This is a genomic window from Paenibacillus sp. FSL K6-1217, assembly GCF_045040735.1.
Lineage (GTDB): Bacteria > Bacillota > Bacilli > Paenibacillales > Paenibacillaceae > Paenibacillus_AQ.
This window is the reverse complement of record NZ_CP150271.1, coordinates 4,000,465-4,017,925: the sequence shown is the minus strand read 5'-3', so window position 1 is coordinate 4,017,925 and position 17,461 is coordinate 4,000,465. Positions and strand designations below refer to the sequence as shown.

The following is a 17,461-nucleotide window of genomic DNA, read 5'->3' as shown; positions in this document are numbered from 1 at the left end:
CATTAGAATTATTATTAAGTTGTATAATCAAAGGCGGTGGCATGGATGGGTAGTGGCGTACAGCATGCATTGGAGCAACTCAAGACAACCGGTGTCCGTATTACGCCTCAGCGTCATGCGATTCTAACGTATCTGATCGAAGCGATGAATCATCCTACGGCAGACGATATCTACCGGGCGCTTGAGCCTCAGTTTCCGAGTATGAGTGTGGCGACTGTATATAACAATCTTAAAATGTTCATGGAAGCGGGTATGGTCCGTGAGCTGACCTACGGTGATAACTCCAGCCGTTTCGACGCCAATGTGTCTGATCATTATCATGTTATCTGCCAGGAATGCGGCAAGATTGAGGATTTCAGCTATTCCACCCTTCACGAGGTAGAGCAGCAGGCCGAACGGGCCACAGGCTTCAAGATTCATGGATTGCGTATGGAGCTGTATGGTGTGTGTAAATGCTGTGGCGAGAAGCAGCACTGAATGGAATATTACCTATAAGCGTGTAGAGTCCCAATGCGGATTCTGCACGCTTTTTTGTAAGCCGGGGAGGTGTATCTGCTACAAAAAGACAAACCTTCCAAGAGATTCGCGCAACCAACAAGAGCTGCATGGCGTATACTTAACAGAAGTGTTGCCTGATTTTAAAATTCAATGAATGGTTTGGAGGACCTATTTTGGACAGAAGACAGAGACAAAGACGCGTCACGAAGCGTGGAAGTCTTACTCGCCGCTTATTGGGACTTGTCATCATAGCCGCCGCAGCCTTTTGGGTTGTGTATTATGTACTGCCGAACCGCCAGCATCTGGACCCGGACTGGAAGGGGCTGGACAAGCCGATTTTTGTTAAAGGACAGCTGACAGGCTATTCAGCATCAGGTACGGGGGACAGCCTGCTTTTACCGCTGCCTTTTTTACAGGAATATGTAGATCCTTCTATCCGTTATGAAAAAGAGAGCAAATCCGTCATTCTCTCAACGGACAGCAGTCTGCTATATATGCAGGAAGAATCAACCGCCGCAGCTCTAAACAATGAACCTCTGCAGCTTCGTCTTGCTCCCGAGGTTAAAGATAAAGTGACCTATCTTCCGACAGACACGCTGGAGAATCTGTACGGCTTCGAGATCGAAGAGGATACTGCCACCGGTGCGGTCCTGCTGATGACTGCTGGAGAATCGGTGCCGCTCGGCAAGGTGAAGGGCAAAGAGGGCGGGAAAACCAAAGCCCTGCGCAGTGAGCCCACGGTGCATGCACCCATACTTGCCGATATGAATCCGGGGGATGTCGTAAGAATCTGGAATACGGACACCAAGGGCTGGGTATTCGCTCAGCTTGATAACGGTTATTCGGGCTACGCCCGGGCAGAGGACATTACCGGAGACGGCACCAGAACTGTTGAGAACAAGCCTGCTGTCCCTACACGCGCGCAGCGCAGCTGGAAGGGCAAGCCGGTTAACATGTTCTGGGAGGCCGTGTATGAACGCAAGCCGAATCCGGCCAAATTTGCAGCCTTGCCTGGAGTAAATGTGGTTAGCCCCACCTGGTTCAGCATCATTGATGTGAAGGGGAATGTGCGCAGCCAGGCGGACCGCGCATATGTGGATTGGGCGCATAATCAGGGGATGGAGGTATGGGGGCTGCTGAGCAACAGCTTTGAACCTGATTTGACTACTGAAGCCCTATCGACGTATGACAATCGGATGAATGCCATTGTGCAGATGCTCAAGTATGCCGACCTGTATAATTTGGACGGGATTAATATCGACTTTGAGAATGTCTATACCAAGGATGGACCGAATGTAACGCAGTTCATGCGGGAACTGAAGCCGATGGCCCAGAGCCGGAATCTGATTGTTTCTATTGATGTGACGCCGAAGTCCAAGAGCGAGATGTGGTCCCTGTTCCTCGACCGCCGGGCGCTTGCCGCCGTATCCGACTTCCTGGTTGTAATGGCCTACGATGAGCACTGGGCAGCCAGTCCGGTTGCAGGATCAGTAGCCTCTCTACCCTGGGTTAAGACCTCTGTGAACCGGATTATAGAGGAGGACGAGGTGCCGGCTGAGAAGCTGATTCTGGGAGTGCCGCTCTATACGCGGATCTGGACGGAAGCCACCGAGAAGGGGAAGACCAAAGTAAGCTCCAAGGCCGTCAGCATGAATGCGGTCAAGGAGATTATTGCCGAGAAGAAGCTGAAGCCGGTATTTGATAAGGAAACCGGACAGAACTACGTAGAGTATAAGGAAGAGGATGTTCTGCGCAAAATCTGGATCGAGGACGCCACCTCGCTCACAGCACGGGTAGAACTGGCCCAATCCTTGAAACTGGGCGGTGTGGCAGCGTGGAACCGGAGCTTCGCCAGTCCAGAGGCCTGGGAAGCATTGAAGGGAATTATTCAATAAGATGATTTCATTAAAAAAAGGTGTTGTCCTACAGTGGACAACACCTTTTTTGGCAGACCATCCTATTCTTACATTACCTTGTCTCTTAATAAATGCTTAATGTCAGTAAGCACTGCTTGGCGAGGATTAGTGTTTCAGTTGCTGGGCTTCAAGCTCTTCGGCAGTAATGGTAGCTTGTGAAGCATCCATGGTGAGGATGGTATGGCAGAACATACAGCGGTCCGTTTTGCCCAGCATTTTGGTCAGCTTATGGCACTCCGGACATTCCACCTGAACCGCACTGGTGGAGAGCATGCCCGCCCAGAAATAAATAGCCAGACTGGCCAACATGGAGATGAGTCCAATGACAAGACCGATACCAGCAACCACCTTGCCGGCAGATCCCCAGAATACAATACCTGCGGTTCCCATGATCATGAGACCCATGCCAAGCATGGTCAGGAGCAGTCCCCAGGTGCGAAAAGCATTGATTTTGGCCGATTTAAATTTCATGAGTATGATCTCCTAACTGAAATATAGTTCGGGTGTTCAGGAGGAACTGGCATGAGTATGTAGAATATGATTATGTATAGAGATTATAACTGACGGATGCAAAATCGCCAAATTTGATGGAGGGAAGTATGGAACTGTCCAATTTGACCCTATTAAGCGGGGAGACATTTGAGGAGAATGTTCTGGGAGCCGTTGCTTGGCGGCAAAGAGGGGATGCCACGTTTCAGAGTGCGCTGCTGCACGATTTTGATATGGTGGTACTTCTGCTGCATGAGGAACAGGAGACGGAACGCATCATAACCCATAGCATTGCCGGGGATAAGCGGACGCAGTCGGTGCATGTGGGGCTGTCCGCACTGGAACGTGCTGTGATGGCCGGGGATAACAACGAGCTTCTTGCCAGCCTGATATCCGGAGAGGTCATCTGGGACCCGAAGGGAATCTTGGCGGAGATGCGCAAGCAGCTCACTCAATTTGAGGGCCCGCTCAAAGAACGGGTGCTGTTTATGGAATTCTCCCGTTTTTTACATATGTATATTAAGTCCAAGCGTTATATTGAAGCAGGGTGTACCATGGACGCCTATAATTGCGTACTGATGGCCTTGTATCATTGGGCACGCATTGAAGTCAGTGAAGCGGGGGATTTCCCGGAACCGGCAGTATGGGGACAAGTGAAAAGCCTGAACTCCCCGGTCCATAAGCTATACGAAGAATTGACGATCAGCACAGAGACACTGGACCAGAGGATTGAGCTGATCCTGCTTGCCTGTGAATTTGCCCTCATGTCCAAAATGGAAGTCTGCTGTGCCATGCTGCTTCATATTCTGGGCAGCCGTAAGGAGGCGTGGAGCATTAAGGAGCTTCTGCAGCATTCGGGTCTCAGTCCGCTCCAGGCAGAGTTGCCGCTTGTACTTCGCAAGCTGGTTTCCCGTTCATTAATTCGGGAGATCGCCTCGTGGGCAGTTGAAGCCGGGGACGGTCATGCCATTCGTTATACCCTTTAAGTTAACAATCCGCCTACTGGCGGGAATAGCTCGATATAGATAGCATTAGCGGGAGAATGGAGAGGGTGAATGTACTCTCTTTTTTTATAGAATTTATATGTTTGGGGCCCCCGCAAAGTACCTGAGTCATCATCGAATCTAAAGCCTCACTTTGTGGGGTTATTTTATTTGTCCAGGTTTGCAGGGGCGCAAAAGGATAGAGGAATATTTAGGGTTGACTAGGGTGCAGTTCATATGATAAATTATAACTCGTCCCTCTGACATAACGATGTGCAGCAATGCAGTCGCAAATCAGCCGAAAAAGAAATTGAAAATAAAGGTTGACTAGAACGAGGGCGCTGTGATATATTATAAAGGTCGCTGCTGAGACAAAAAACAGTGACGAAAGATGAACTTGATCTTTGAAAACTGAACAACGAGTGAGTATCTGGAGATCACTTCGGTGAGATCCAAAATTAGAGGATGTAACAATTCTCGTCAGATGTTTCAAAATGAGCAATCGCTCTTTCTAAATACCAATTTGGAGAGTTTGATCCTGGCTCAGGACGAACGCTGGCGGCGTGCCTAATACATGCAAGTCGAGCGGAGTCTGAAAGGAAGCTTGCTTCCTTTTAGACTTAGCGGCGGACGGGTGAGTAACACGTAGGCAACCTGCCCTCAAGCCTGGGATAACTACCGGAAACGGTAGCTAATACCGGATAATTTCTTTCTTCTCCTGAGGAGAGAATGAAAGGCGGAGCAATCTGCCGCTTGGGGATGGGCCTGCGGCGCATTAGCTAGTTGGTGGGGTAACGGCCCACCAAGGCGACGATGCGTAGCCGACCTGAGAGGGTGAACGGCCACACTGGGACTGAGACACGGCCCAGACTCCTACGGGAGGCAGCAGTAGGGAATCTTCCGCAATGGGCGCAAGCCTGACGGAGCAACGCCGCGTGAGTGATGAAGGTTTTCGGATCGTAAAGCTCTGTTGCCAGGGAAGAACGTCCGGTAGAGTAACTGCTGCCGGAGTGACGGTACCTGAGAAGAAAGCCCCGGCTAACTACGTGCCAGCAGCCGCGGTAATACGTAGGGGGCAAGCGTTGTCCGGAATTATTGGGCGTAAAGCGCGCGCAGGCGGTTATTTAAGTCTGGTGTTTAAACCTTGGGCTCAACCTGAGGTCGCACTGGAAACTGGGTGACTTGAGTACAGAAGAGGAAAGTGGAATTCCACGTGTAGCGGTGAAATGCGTAGATATGTGGAGGAACACCAGTGGCGAAGGCGACTTTCTGGGCTGTAACTGACGCTGAGGCGCGAAAGCGTGGGGAGCAAACAGGATTAGATACCCTGGTAGTCCACGCCGTAAACGATGAGTGCTAGGTGTTAGGGGTTTCGATACCCTTGGTGCCGAAGTTAACACAGTAAGCACTCCGCCTGGGGAGTACGGTCGCAAGACTGAAACTCAAAGGAATTGACGGGGACCCGCACAAGCAGTGGAGTATGTGGTTTAATTCGAAGCAACGCGAAGAACCTTACCAGGTCTTGACATCCAACTAACGAAGCAGAGATGCATCAGGTGCCCTTCGGGGAAAGTTGAGACAGGTGGTGCATGGTTGTCGTCAGCTCGTGTCGTGAGATGTTGGGTTAAGTCCCGCAACGAGCGCAACCCTTGACTTTAGTTGCCAGCAGGTTGAGCTGGGCACTCTAGAGTGACTGCCGGTGACAAACCGGAGGAAGGTGGGGATGACGTCAAATCATCATGCCCCTTATGACCTGGGCTACACACGTACTACAATGGCCGGTACAACGGGAAGCGAAGCCGCGAGGTGGAGCCAATCCCAGCAAAGCCGGTCTCAGTTCGGATTGCAGGCTGCAACTCGCCTGCATGAAGTCGGAATTGCTAGTAATCGCGGATCAGCATGCCGCGGTGAATACGTTCCCGGGTCTTGTACACACCGCCCGTCACACCACGAGAGTTTACAACACCCGAAGTCGGTGGGGTAACCCGCAAGGGAGCCAGCCGCCGAAGGTGGGGTAGATGATTGGGGTGAAGTCGTAACAAGGTAGCCGTATCGGAAGGTGCGGCTGGATCACCTCCTTTCTATGGAGAATCGTTTCCTGCAACGGAAACATTCAAATCGGAAGCGTAAGCTTCCACAATGAACCCTTGGGTTCGAACACTCACTCGTTGGTCAGTTTTGAGAGCTCAAACTCTCAAAAGTCTGTAACTTCGATCGACACAGCCGTGTTCGACCCGAACTTACAGCATCTTGATCCTTGAAAACTGGATACCGAAACGAATTTGCGTTTTAGAACATTCCTTTAAGCTGAACTTGTGTAAACAAGTTTTGAATTAATGGCGATGCTACGATGATCTTGAAGGAAATACAGACGTTGAAGAAATTCATTGTCCGATATTTTCCTGACGGAAAAATCGAGGTTAAGCTACTAAGAGCACACGGAGGATGCCTAGGCGCCAGGAGCCGACGAAGGACGTGGCGAACAACGAAACTGCCTCGGGGAGCTGTAAGCAAGCTTTGATCCGGGGGTGTCCGAATGGGGAAACCCAGCTGTGGTAATTCGCAGTTACTCGTATCTGAATACATAGGATGCGTAGAGGCAGACCAGGGGAACTGAAACATCTAAGTACCCTGAGGAAGAGAAAACAATAGTGATTCCGTCAGTAGCGGCGAGCGAACGCGGAACAGCCTAAACCAAGGGGCTTGCCTCTTGGGGTTGTGGGACGTCTCACATGGAGTTACAAAGGAATCGAGTAGGCGAAGAGGTCTGGAAAGGCCCGCGATAGAGGTAAAAGCCCTGTAGCCCAAACTGTGTTCCCTCCGAGACGGATCCCGAGTAGTGCGGGGCACGTGAAACCCCGTATGAATCCAGCAGGACCATCTGCTAAGGCTAAATACTACCTGGCGACCGATAGTGAAACAGTACCGTGAGGGAAAGGTGAAAAGCACCCCGGAAGGGGAGTGAAATAGAACCTGAAACCGTGTGCTTACAAAAAGTCAGAGCCCGTTTTAGGGGTGATGGCGTGCCTTTTGTAGAATGAACCGGCGAGTTACGTTTAACATGCAAGGTTAAGGTGAGAAGCCGGAGCCGCAGCGAAAGCGAGTCTGAATAGGGCGACTGAGTATGTGGACGTAGACCCGAAACCGTGTGATCTACCCCTGTCCAGGGTGAAGGTGCGGTAACACGCACTGGAGGCCCGAACCCACGCATGTTGAAAAATGCGGGGATGAGGTGGGGGTAGCGGAGAAATTCCAATCGAACTCGGAGATAGCTGGTTCTCCCCGAAATAGCTTTAGGGCTAGCCTCGGTGAATGGAGTGGTGGAGGTAGAGCACTGATTGGGTGCGGGGCCCGCAAGGGTTACCAAGCTCAGTCAAACTCCGAATGCCATTTACTTCTTGCCGGGAGTCAGACAGTGAGTGCTAAGATCCATTGTCAAAAGGGAAACAGCCCAGACCATCAGCTAAGGTCCCCAAGTGTGTGTTAAGTGGGAAAGGATGTGGAGTTGCACAGACAACCAGGATGTTGGCTTAGAAGCAGCCACCATTGAAAGAGTGCGTAATAGCTCACTGGTCGAGTGACTCTGCGCCGAAAATGTAACGGGGCTAAACACACCACCGAAGCTATGGCTAGATACTTTGTATCTGGGGTAGGGGAGCGTTGTATGTGGGTTGAAGGTGTACCGTAAGGAGCGCTGGACAGCATACAAGTGAGAATGCCGGTATGAGTAACGAAAAGATCAGTGAGAATCTGATCCGCCGAAAGCCCAAGGTTTCCTGAGGAAGGCTCGTCCGCTCAGGGTAAGTCGGGACCTAAGGCGAGGCCGACAGGCGTAGTCGAAGGACAACAGTTTGAAATTACTGTACCACCGTAATCCGCTATGAGCGATGGGGTGACGCAGGAGGGTAGTGACGCGGACTGATGGATGTCCGTCTAAGCAGTGAGGCTGGTGTGCAGGCAAATCCGCACACTACTAAGGCTGGGCTGTGATGGGGAGCGAAAATTATAGTAGCGAAGGTCATGATCTCACACTGCCAAGAAAAGCCTCTAGTCAGGAGAAGGTGCCCGTACCGCAAACCGACACAGGTAGGCGAGAAGAGAATTCTAAGGCGCGCGGAAGAACTCTCGTTAAGGAACTCGGCAAAATGACCCCGTAACTTCGGGAGAAGGGGTGCCTCGGTAGGGTGAATAGCCCGAGGGGGCCGCAGTGAAAAGGCCCAAGCGACTGTTTAGCAAAAACACAGGTCTGTGCGAAGCCGCAAGGCGAAGTATACGGGCTGACGCCTGCCCGGTGCTGGAAGGTTAAGGGGAGCGGTTAGGAGCAATCCGAAGCTGTGAACCGAAGCCCCAGTAAACGGCGGCCGTAACTATAACGGTCCTAAGGTAGCGAAATTCCTTGTCAGGTAAATTCTGACCCGCACGAATGGCGTAACGACTTGGGCGCTGTCTCAACGAGAGATCCGGTGAAATTTTAATACCTGTGAAGATGCAGGTTACCCGCGACAAGACGGAAAGACCCCATGGAGCTTTACTGCAGCTTGATATTGAATTTGGGTACGATCTGTACAGGATAGGTGGGAGCCGTTGAGGCAGGAGCGCAAGCTTCTGCGGAGGCGCCGTTGGGATACCACCCTGATCGTATCTAGGTTCTAACCTGGTGCCCTTATCGGGTACGGGGACCGTGTCAGGCGGGCAGTTTGACTGGGGCGGTCGCCTCCTAAAGAGTAACGGAGGCGTTCAAAGGTTCCCTCAGAATGGTTGGAAATCATTCGCAGAGTGCAAAGGCATAAGGGAGCTTGACTGCGAGACCTACAAGTCGAGCAGGGACGAAAGTCGGACTTAGTGATCCGGTGGTACCGCATGGAAGGGCCATCGCTCAACGGATAAAAGCTACCCTGGGGATAACAGGCTTATCTCCCCCAAGAGTCCACATCGACGGGGAGGTTTGGCACCTCGATGTCGGCTCATCGCATCCTGGGGCTGAAGTAGGTCCCAAGGGTTGGGCTGTTCGCCCATTAAAGCGGTACGCGAGCTGGGTTCAGAACGTCGTGAGACAGTTCGGTCCCTATCTGTCGTGGGCGCAGGAAATTTGAGAGGAGCTGTCCTTAGTACGAGAGGACCGGGATGGACGTACCGCTGGTGCATCAGTTGTTCCGCCAGGAGCATGGCTGAGTAGCTACGTACGGACGGGATAAGCGCTGAAAGCATCTAAGCGTGAAGCCCCCCTCAAGATGAGATTTCCCAGTATGTAAGACCCCTTGAAGACGACGAGGTAGATAGGTTGGAGGTGGAAGTGCAGCAATGCATGGAGCTGACCAATACTAATCGGTCGAGGGCTTATCCAATTTCTAATACACAGATTCGTTTCGGATTCAGTTTTCAGGCGATCAAGCCTGATATGTATATTCCCTGATAGCTCAGTTGGTAGAGCACTCGACTGTTAATCGAGTTGTCACAGGTTCGAGTCCTGTTCGGGGAGCCATATGGAGAGGTGTCCGAGTTTGGCCGAAGGAGCACGATTGGAAATCGTGTAGGCGCCACAAGCGTCTCGAGGGTTCGAATCCCTCTCTCTCCGTAGCGTTACCTCCCTGCAAAGGGATGAGAACCCTCAGTGGTTCGTTGGAGCATAGGCTTCGATAGCACTGCATCGCAATCTCGCAACGAAGTGAAGAGTATCCCTCTCTCTCCGTAGCATTACTTTTCACTGAGTACTTTTTACACAGCATGGCTCGTTGGTCAAGGGGTTAAGACACCTCCCTTTCACGGAGGTAACATGGGTTCGAATCCCATACGAGTCATATATGGAGGCTTAGCTCAGCTGGGAGAGCATCTGCCTTACAAGCAGAGGGTCGGGGGTTCGAACCCCTCAGCCTCCACCATCTATCTTAACCGAATAGATATTGTACAATGACGCGGGGTGGAGCAGCCCGGTAGCTCGTCGGGCTCATAACCCGAAGGCCGCAGGTTCAAATCCTGCCCCCGCAACCAATCCCCACAAAGTGAAGATTTGCTCTGTAGCATATTCCGAATACTTTCCGGGGGCCCCAAGTGTCAACATGGAACCGTGGTGTAGTTGGCCTAACATGCCTGCCTGTCACGCAGGAGATCGCGGGTTCGAATCCCGTCGGTTCCGCCATTTTTACAAAATTTATTTTATGGCTCGGTAGCTCAGTCGGTAGAGCAAAGGACTGAAAATCCTTGTGTCGGGGGTTCGATTCCCTCCCGCGCCACCATACACAACTTAATATGCCGGTGTAGCTCAATTGGTAGAGCAACTGACTTGTAATCAGTAGGTTGGGGGTTCAAGTCCTCTCGCCGGCACCATACCGTGGAGGCTTAGCGAAGTGGCCAAACGCATCAGACTGTAAATCTGCTCACGTACGTGTTCGGTGGTTCGAATCCATCAGCCTCCACCATTTTTAGGGGCATAGTTTAAAGGTAGAACAACGGTCTCCAAAACCGTTGGTGTGGGTTCAATTCCTGCTGCCCCTGCCAAGTAATTTCATATAAAAGAATCATATGGCGACCGTGGCGAAGGGGTTAACGCACCGGATTGTGGTTCCGGCATTCGTGGGTTCGAGACCCATCGGTCGCCCCATTTCTTTTATAAGAATTACATAGCAATACAACTTAAAAGCTTCACATGGCGACCGTGGCGAAGGGGTTAACGCACCGGATTGTGGTTCCGGCATTCGTGGGTTCGAGACCCATCGGTCGCCCCATTTTCTTTTAAAAATATATTGGGGATTAGCCAAGCGGTAAGGCAACGGACTTTGACTCCGTCATTCATAGGTTCGATTCCTATATCCCCAGCCATTATATGCGGACGTGGCTCAGCGGTAGAGCATCGCCTTGCCAAGGCGAGGGTCGCGGGTTCGATTCCCGTCGTCCGCTCCATTTTTCGGTGCCATAGCCAAGTGGTAAGGCAAAGCTCTGCAAAAGCTTTATCCCCAGTTCAAATCTGGGTGGCACCTCCATTTTTAAATATTTGCCGGCGTGGCGGAATGGCAGACGCGCTCGACTCAAAATCGAGTGGGAAACCGTGGAGGTTCGAGTCCTCTCGCCGGTATCTGTTAAAAGAGTCCATCAGAGATATTCTCTGGTGGGCTTTTTTATTGTCTGCATGCCCAGAGGCACGCATTATCTGGTATATCGGGCACAGGGACAAAACTGAGGCGCCAGCATCGTTCATTTGCAGGATGATTTTGTTCTTTGAGCTTTCGTACCTTATCCCATATGTATCTGAGAACAAGAACTGGCCCTGTGTATTTTACTACACAGGGCCGGTTTCTTTTAATTTATATGTCATCTGCTTACATGTTAAGTCATTTATATCATGAACTTACTTCGTAGAACCCACAAATTGATTTCTAGCCGCACCTAGACCCACGATACCGAGTAGAGCAGATGCACCAACCAATATCAGGAGGGGAGCGCTCCAACTATGACTGGCGTCATGCAAGTATCCAATCAGCGCTGGGCCAATGGCTGCCAGCAGATAGCCGATGGATTGAGCCATGCCCGATAATTCAGCCGCCTGATGGGCACTTTGGGTACGCAAGCCGAAGAACATCATAGATAAGCCGAAGGCAAAGCCCGCTCCGATTCCAAGAATAATAACCCACAACAGAAGCAGATCGATACTGCTGTACAGAAGGCCAAGTGTTCCGGTCAAAAGTAGGATTGTTGTAATAACCACTAATAAGCGTTGGCTGGACATGCGACCTGCCAGAATAGGAACGATAAATGCAAAGGGGAGCGAAGCCATAATCAGAACCGAGAGAAACCAGCCGGATTGGCTTGAACTGATGCCTTGTTCTTTCAAGATTTCAGGCAGCCATGCCACCAGCACATAGAAAATGGCCGATTGTATTCCCATAAAAAGTGTCACCTGCCAAGCTAGTGGAGAGCGCCAGATATTGACCTGACGGTTGTTACCTGCACTGTTGGCAACAACGGCTGGTTGTGCTGGATTTTTAAGCTGAGGTATCCAAAAGAGAACGGAGATGACGCTAAGTATCCCCCATACGCCCAAAGCACCTTGCCAGTTCATGCCTGCCCCCACGGCTAAGGGAATACTAATACCGGAGGCAATCGCCCCGCATAAATTCATGGAAACCGAATAAACCCCTGTCATCGTACCCATTTGCTGCGGAAACTCCCGTTTAATCAGGCTGGGAAGTAATACATTACATATGGTAATAGCAAACCCCAGGATTGCAGTTCCTACATATAAGGTCACTGCTCCGGATAACGAGCGAACAGCAATACCGATGACTAAAAAAATAAGAGAAATCAGGATAATACGTTCTACACCATATTTCTGTCCTAATTTCGGTACGAAAGGTGATAACAAGGCAAATGCAATTAGTGGGACTGTAGTAATCAGGCCTGCTAATGTATTTGAAATATTCACGTTGTCCCGAATAAGACTGACCAAGGGGCCCACCGATGTGAGAGGAGCGCGCAAATTCGCTGCGATAAAAATAATTCCTAAGATCATGAGCCAGAGTGTTGCTTGCTTCCGAATACCGGTATTGGATATTCCATCCTGCTTGTTTAACAATTGTTCTGATGAACTCATAGATGTTCCTCCTGTGTACGGGCTTTGTCAATATATAAACGAACAGCCTCCTCCGCTTGATGACCATTCTGATCGGCAATGGCTTGATAGAGCAGGGCATGAGAGTCGAGATAAAAATCCAAGTTTTTGAGATCCTTCATTTCCAAAACCATGTTTTGCAGTGCTTCAGAAATATGAATGTACAAATTCGCCATCAAGTGGTTATGTGAAGCGGCTATCACCATTTTGTGAAACTCTACATCCCAGTGGGCATAAGCTTCAAGATCTTGCTGGATGGCGGCTTGTCTGCACTGGTCAAGGCATGTGCGAAGTGCCGCCAGATCTTCCTCGTCTCTCCTGAGCGCAGCCAGGGCAGCCGCCTCTCTCTCTAATGCATACCGGACCTCCAGGCTCTCGAACTTATCGGTATGCTCGATCACTTTCCTAATCACTGACCCCAAAACACTGGAGGAGCAGACATAAGTCCCATCCCCTTGTCTGGTTTTGAGCAGACCCGCATACGTTAGAGCCCGAATTGCTTCCCTTAAGGTATTACGGCTGACTTGAAGCTGCTCCATTAGCTCCGGCTCTGGAGGAATACGCGTCCCTACTTGCCATTGGCTGCTTTCGATCTTCTCTTGGAGCTGGTAGGCCACCTGTTCCACCAAGGTTAAACGTTGAGTCTGAGCTAACAATAGTATCATTCCTTTGCAAACGTAGGATGTTTGGTACTTTGGTTGAATTATAGCAGATTAAATCCGGCTTGAAAAGATGAAAATGATATTGATTCTCAATATCAGTCGTGTTAATATGATTTTGTTCAACGATGAACAAAAAAATCTATTGCTGCCACCGAGTGTGGTCTGCAATTCAATACAAGAAGGGGAGATGTGAATTGGAGTTTCCAAATCATTCTAAAGGTCGACTTTACGAGCAATATATCAGAATGCTGCATTTGAACGAATTATATACAGAACATGAAATTAACGTGTTTCGGGAGCAAGCCCAAAAGCTTCAGATCGATATGCTCTCCAATAATATTACGAGTGTGCACGTTATTGATTGCATTGGTGATCATGAGCCAATTAACCATACCGGAATTACCAAAAGAATGAATTTATCCAAAGCAAGCATTACAAATATTAGTTCTAAGTTACTGGAAATGGGCTTTATTGTGAGAAGTCAAATGAACAACAACCGGAAGGAAATTTACTTCAGTCTCACGGATAAGGGAAGACATGTTTATCAGCTGCACCAAAAGATGCATCAAGAGAAAGAAGAGAGCTTTTACCAGTTTATTGATTCTTATTCAGAGGCTGAGTTACAGACGATCGGAAAATTCATGAGTGATTTGTTGGCGCGTGCTGAAAAACACTACGGAAGGGGAGCAGAGGAGAATGGTAACACTAAGGTTTGAGATGGAAGGAAGCATAGGCGGATGAAGAACAAAAAAACGGACTTGTCAGAATTAGAGCAGATTGCCAGGGAGAAAAGAAAGGTTCAATTTTACCTCAGATTGATGTTGGGATTAGGTTCAACCTGTGGAGTGATGGTACCTATAGAACCTTTTTTCACGACTTTAAATGAGCTTTCCGCTCAAGAGACTGCACTTTTACAAAAAGCAAAGGATCAATTAGATCAATCTGAATGAGTAATGAATAAGGAATGAAATGAATTGGAAAAAGAGCAGAGAAGCGGCCTTCAACAAAGAGGGACCGCTTCATTTTTATGATTTTATGATTCCTCGGCATAAAATGCTTTGGATACCGCCTCTGTCGCTTTATCAATAAAAGCTGCAACTTTACTCGGGCTTTCCTTCAGACCACTACTGACCCACTTCTTAATAATGGCGATACTGCCATGAGCGGTAAACGTATACCAGGACTCAAATAGTTGTGGATCAAAATATTTTAATTCCTGCTTCCACCGCTCAATCGTTAGATCGTGACTGATATAAAGGATTCTCTCTAATAACTCTTTATTACCATGCTCTGAGAACAAAACCTCACATATCGTTTTATTCGCTTTTATATACTTACATAATTCATAAGACAGCTTTTGAGGGTTTGCAGAACTCATCCCAACCTGCTTTATTTCTTCGTAAAGATCATTTTCAATGCCTGAAAGAAGCTCAAACTGATTAGCATAGTGTGAATAAAAGGTGTTGCGGTTAATATTTGCTTCACTGCAGATGTCGGTCACAGTAACTTTATTGATTGACCGTTCTGTCAGCAGCTTCAACAAGCTTTCTTTTATAACCATTTTTGTATATCTCACTCGGTGATCTGTTTTTTTGTCTGACATCATATCCTCCTAATTTAAAATAATAAAATAGTAAATGAACAAATCTAATATGATTTGTATGATAACTAACATAAGTCAAACGAACAGCCTGTTGTTTTACTAACATGGTGATATTATAATTTATTTGAACGATCGATTCAAATTAAATTAAATGGAGGAATAATATGGGTGAATTAACTGTAGTCCCAGTATGGATTATTCAAGATATTATAGTCTTAATTGCTGCTGTCCTTATGGTTTTTTATATCCTTGATAAGGAAACACATCCTAAAACAGTTCTACTGCAATTTATAGGTTTTGTGTTTTTTTACGCAGCCGTTTTTGAAATTACTGCTTCGTCTCTTGGGGAAGGGTTCTACGCGTACGGGCGGAGTATTCTAATGTTATTTAATATACCGATTACTGTCCCTATTATTGAGTTTCTGATCATTTATTCCACTTTGCGTGTGCTAAAGTCTGTAAATATACCGTCCTGGACGAAGCCCTTTATTACGGGATTAAGCGCTATGGTGTTTGACTTTTCACTCGACCCGGTGGCCGTTAAACAGATCTTTCAGACCCTGGATGGAACCATTGCAAGATGGACTTATTATCCGTTGGCCGGTGAACCTCAAATCTATGGGGAGCCGGTGATGAATTTTACAGGATGGATTTATATAGCGGGGTATTGGACCGTCTTTATTCTAATTGGTGAATGGTGGCATAAAAAGAAAGGCTACAGTAAATCCGTTGGTTATATCTATCCGTTTCTGGCGGCAATTGCGTCATTGGCTTGTATGTTCTCACCGTTATCTAACTTCTTTAATTATATGGGGCCGTTCTTCGAAAGAACCTCTAATATGCAATGGGTGAATTTGATTGCACTTTCTGTAATTACAATCGGAGTTTTAGCATTAGCTTTCCTAAAGTTCTGGGACCGGAAGGCTATTTATTCAATCACTCCCAAAAAAGATTTTCCGATCATGTTTACTTTCCTGGGGTTCCCCCTGGTTAATACTATATTTTGTCTTATAGGAGGTTACACGGAAGTCTTATGGCTGGTCGTTCTGGCTCAGATCCTTTTAATGTTAGCCTGGATTGGAATTTATAAGATGGGTAAAAAAGCAAGACCAATCACGAGGTAGTTAAAGAAAACACCGCCAGCTTTAGCCCGAAGAGGTCTAAAGTCTGGCGGTGTATTTTTGCCTTCTTCGTTAAGGCAGCACATTCCCGGCTGCGCGGTAAATCTCGTACCATTCCTCGCGGCTGAGGGTGATAGTGGACGCTTTGGCAATGTCGAGCAGGCGTGCGGTATTAGTGGTGCCGACAATCGGCTGCATTTTGGCCGGGTGTCTGAGCAGCCAAGCAATGGCGATCGCGGTGTCGGTTACTCCTTTGTCCTCGGCGATACGGTTAATGACTTCGTTCACCTTAGGGAACTTCTCGCTGCCCAGGAATACGCCTTCGAAGAAGCCGTATTGGAACGGCGACCATGGTTGGATGGTCATATCATGGAGGCGGCTGTATTCCAGGATTCCGCCATCGTGGACTACGGAACCGGAATTCGTCATGTTGACGTTGAAGCCGGCATCAATCATGCCGGTTACCATGATGCTGAGCTGAAGCTGGTTGAACAAGAGGGGCTGCTTGACGTTCTTCTTGAGCAGCTCAATCTGTAGCGGGTTCTGGTTGCTGACACCGAAGTGCTTGACCAGTCCTCTGCGCTCCAGATTATCGAAGGCTTCCGCTACTTCCTCCGGCTCCATCAGGGTGTCGGGGCGGTGCAGGAGAAGAACATCTACATAATCAGTCTGCAGCCGCTTCAGGCTGTTCTCTACTGAACTCACGATATGCTCCTTGGAGAAGTCGAAGAAGCCGCTTCGGATACCGCATTTGGCCTGGATCATCAGCCGGTCGCGCATGCCGGGGTTCGCAGCCAGAACGTGGCCGAATACTTCCTCTGCCTGACCGCCGGCATAAATATCCGCATGGTCAAAAAAGTCTATGCCCACCTCAAGGGCGCTGTGAATATGGACCTCAGCCTCTTGGGGAGACAAATCAGCGATCCGCATACAACCGAGGGAAATCTCGGAAACCTCAAGTGCGCCGTTAGCTACATTAATTCTTTTTACCATTAATTATTCACTCCTTAAATGAAGGTATAGTGTAAGCTTAGACCTTAGAGTTAGGTGTAAGTCAATAGATTGATAGAGTAGTTGTTCATCGCATCCAATTGGTGTTACGTTATAAGGGAAACCAATGCTTACTGACAGAGAGGGGCTGCACAGATGGGCTACAGCATTAAAACCATAGCACAAAAAAGCGGACTGAGCCAATATACGCTGCGTTACTATGAACGGGAGGGAGTGTTGCCGGTTGTGGGCAGGGATGCCAATGGGAACCGCTGCTTCAATGACGAGGATCTGGAGCTGATCTCGTTAATCTGTTGCCTGAAGGATACCGGCATGGCTATCGCCGACATTAAGCAATTCATTGCGTTCTCGCAGGAAGGCAGAGACCGTCTGCCCGACCAGCGCAGGTTGCTGCAGGAGCATAAACAGCATATCGATGAGAAGATTAAGTTCTTTCAGAGCTTTGCCCGGAAGATTGACCATAAGATCGCTTATTTTGCTTCAATGGAGAATGAAGCGGAAGCCTCTGGAAATCATAAAACTAGCTGAAAGTCAGTTAACTGCATCTAAGTTGTAATCCTGCACTGGGAACTAGCG

At 48.8% G+C, this 17,461-nt stretch carries 12 protein-coding genes, 16 tRNA genes and 2 rRNA genes; 25 read left to right on the top strand and 5 right to left on the bottom strand.

What is annotated here, in order from left to right; all coding sequences use genetic code 11:
- Positions 1-45: 45 nt before the first annotated feature.
- Together perR and MHH28_RS17670 are read left to right on the top strand one after the other, a co-directional pair.
- Positions 46-477, top strand: a complete 432-nt coding sequence (perR, locus tag MHH28_RS17675; RefSeq protein WP_405104350.1) for a peroxide-responsive transcriptional repressor PerR — start codon at positions 46-48, stop codon at positions 475-477.
- Between the two features lie 194 nt (positions 478-671).
- On the top strand, positions 672-2,393 hold the full coding sequence (locus tag MHH28_RS17670) for a glycosyl hydrolase family 18 protein (protein WP_405104349.1): 1,722 nt from the start codon (positions 672-674) through the stop codon (positions 2,391-2,393).
- A 126-nt stretch (positions 2,394-2,519) separates the two neighbouring features.
- Here MHH28_RS17670 and MHH28_RS17665 read toward each other — a convergent pair whose 3' ends face one another.
- A complete protein-coding gene (locus MHH28_RS17665) occupies positions 2,520-2,885 on the bottom strand; it encodes a DUF2614 family zinc ribbon-containing protein (RefSeq protein WP_405104348.1) in 366 nt (121 codons plus the stop codon).
- A gap of 128 nt (positions 2,886-3,013) precedes the next feature.
- On the opposite strand from MHH28_RS17665, the gene MHH28_RS17660 reads away from it, so the two are divergent.
- From MHH28_RS17660 to MHH28_RS17570, 19 genes are all read left to right on the top strand, one after another.
- Positions 3,014-3,889 carry a nucleotidyltransferase-like protein gene (locus MHH28_RS17660; RefSeq protein WP_405104347.1) on the top strand — a complete coding sequence of 292 codons (876 nt, stop codon included), beginning with the start codon at positions 3,014-3,016 and terminating at the stop codon, positions 3,887-3,889.
- A 517-nt stretch (positions 3,890-4,406) separates the two neighbouring features.
- Positions 4,407-5,967 (top strand): 16S ribosomal RNA (locus MHH28_RS17655).
- Positions 5,968-6,304: 337 nt separating this feature from the next.
- Positions 6,305-9,231 (top strand): 23S ribosomal RNA (locus tag MHH28_RS17650).
- Together the 16S and 23S rRNA genes with 16 tRNA genes alongside form the textbook arrangement of a ribosomal RNA operon.
- Positions 9,232-9,292: 61 nt before the next feature.
- Positions 9,293-9,368: transfer RNA gene (locus MHH28_RS17645), tRNA-Asn, on the top strand.
- A 3-nt stretch (positions 9,369-9,371) separates the two neighbouring features.
- Positions 9,372-9,461: transfer RNA gene (locus MHH28_RS17640), tRNA-Ser, on the top strand.
- Between the two features lie 151 nt (positions 9,462-9,612).
- A tRNA-Glu gene (locus tag MHH28_RS17635) sits at positions 9,613-9,684 on the top strand.
- Between the two features lie 5 nt (positions 9,685-9,689).
- A tRNA-Val gene (locus MHH28_RS17630) sits at positions 9,690-9,765 on the top strand.
- A gap of 32 nt (positions 9,766-9,797) precedes the next feature.
- A tRNA-Met gene (locus MHH28_RS17625) sits at positions 9,798-9,874 on the top strand.
- Positions 9,875-9,944: 70 nt separating this feature from the next.
- A tRNA-Asp gene (locus tag MHH28_RS17620) sits at positions 9,945-10,022 on the top strand.
- A 21-nt stretch (positions 10,023-10,043) separates the two neighbouring features.
- A tRNA-Phe gene (locus MHH28_RS17615) sits at positions 10,044-10,119 on the top strand.
- 15 nt (positions 10,120-10,134) lie between these two features.
- A tRNA-Thr gene (locus MHH28_RS17610) sits at positions 10,135-10,210 on the top strand.
- Between the two features lie 6 nt (positions 10,211-10,216).
- Positions 10,217-10,302: transfer RNA gene (locus MHH28_RS17605), tRNA-Tyr, on the top strand.
- A gap of 5 nt (positions 10,303-10,307) precedes the next feature.
- Positions 10,308-10,381 (top strand) — tRNA-Trp (locus MHH28_RS17600).
- Positions 10,382-10,408: 27 nt separating this feature from the next.
- Positions 10,409-10,484 (top strand) — tRNA-His (locus MHH28_RS17595).
- A 48-nt stretch (positions 10,485-10,532) separates the two neighbouring features.
- Positions 10,533-10,608 (top strand) — tRNA-His (locus tag MHH28_RS17590).
- A gap of 19 nt (positions 10,609-10,627) precedes the next feature.
- Positions 10,628-10,702, top strand: a tRNA-Gln gene (locus MHH28_RS17585).
- A 6-nt stretch (positions 10,703-10,708) separates the two neighbouring features.
- Positions 10,709-10,783 (top strand) — tRNA-Gly (locus MHH28_RS17580).
- Between the two features lie 6 nt (positions 10,784-10,789).
- A tRNA-Cys gene (locus MHH28_RS17575) sits at positions 10,790-10,863 on the top strand.
- Positions 10,864-10,876: 13 nt separating this feature from the next.
- Positions 10,877-10,955 (top strand) — tRNA-Leu (locus tag MHH28_RS17570).
- A 273-nt stretch (positions 10,956-11,228) separates the two neighbouring features.
- Here the strand turns inward: MHH28_RS17570 and MHH28_RS17565 are convergent.
- Positions 11,229-12,470, bottom strand: a complete 1,242-nt coding sequence (locus MHH28_RS17565; RefSeq protein WP_405104346.1) for a CynX/NimT family MFS transporter — start codon at positions 12,468-12,470, stop codon at positions 11,229-11,231.
- The gene (locus MHH28_RS17560) at positions 12,467-13,153 is read right to left on the bottom strand and encodes a FadR/GntR family transcriptional regulator (RefSeq protein ID WP_405104345.1); all 687 of its coding nucleotides are present in this window, start codon (positions 13,151-13,153) and stop codon (positions 12,467-12,469) included. Before MHH28_RS17560 ends, MHH28_RS17565 begins: the two co-directional genes overlap by 4 nt.
- 191 nt (positions 13,154-13,344) lie before the next feature.
- Here MHH28_RS17560 and MHH28_RS17555 point away from each other — a divergent pair, with 191 nt between their 5' ends.
- Entirely contained in the window at positions 13,345-13,866 is a 522-nt protein-coding gene (locus MHH28_RS17555) for a MarR family transcriptional regulator (RefSeq protein WP_405104344.1), read from the top strand.
- Between the two features lie 21 nt (positions 13,867-13,887).
- Entirely contained in the window at positions 13,888-14,100 is a 213-nt protein-coding gene (locus MHH28_RS17550; protein WP_405104343.1) for a hypothetical protein, read from the top strand.
- Positions 14,101-14,183: 83 nt separating this feature from the next.
- On the opposite strand, the gene MHH28_RS17545 is transcribed toward MHH28_RS17550, so the two are convergent.
- Positions 14,184-14,753: a TetR/AcrR family transcriptional regulator C-terminal domain-containing protein gene (locus tag MHH28_RS17545; RefSeq protein WP_405104342.1), complete on the bottom strand. Its 570-nt coding sequence runs from the start codon at positions 14,751-14,753 to the stop codon at positions 14,184-14,186.
- A gap of 164 nt (positions 14,754-14,917) precedes the next feature.
- On the opposite strand from MHH28_RS17545, the gene MHH28_RS17540 reads away from it, so the two are divergent.
- The gene (locus MHH28_RS17540; protein ID WP_405104341.1) at positions 14,918-15,877 is read left to right on the top strand and encodes a carotenoid biosynthesis protein; all 960 of its coding nucleotides are present in this window, start codon (positions 14,918-14,920) and stop codon (positions 15,875-15,877) included.
- Between the two features lie 69 nt (positions 15,878-15,946).
- Here the strand turns inward: MHH28_RS17540 and MHH28_RS17535 are convergent, their stop codons facing one another.
- A complete protein-coding gene (locus tag MHH28_RS17535; protein ID WP_405104340.1) occupies positions 15,947-16,867 on the bottom strand; it encodes an aldo/keto reductase family oxidoreductase in 921 nt (306 codons plus the stop codon).
- Positions 16,868-17,020: 153 nt separating this feature from the next.
- Between MHH28_RS17535 and MHH28_RS17530 the strand changes: the two genes are divergently transcribed.
- Positions 17,021-17,413: a MerR family transcriptional regulator gene (locus MHH28_RS17530; protein WP_405104339.1), complete on the top strand. Its 393-nt coding sequence runs from the start codon at positions 17,021-17,023 to the stop codon at positions 17,411-17,413.
- Positions 17,414-17,461: the final 48 nt, after the last annotated feature.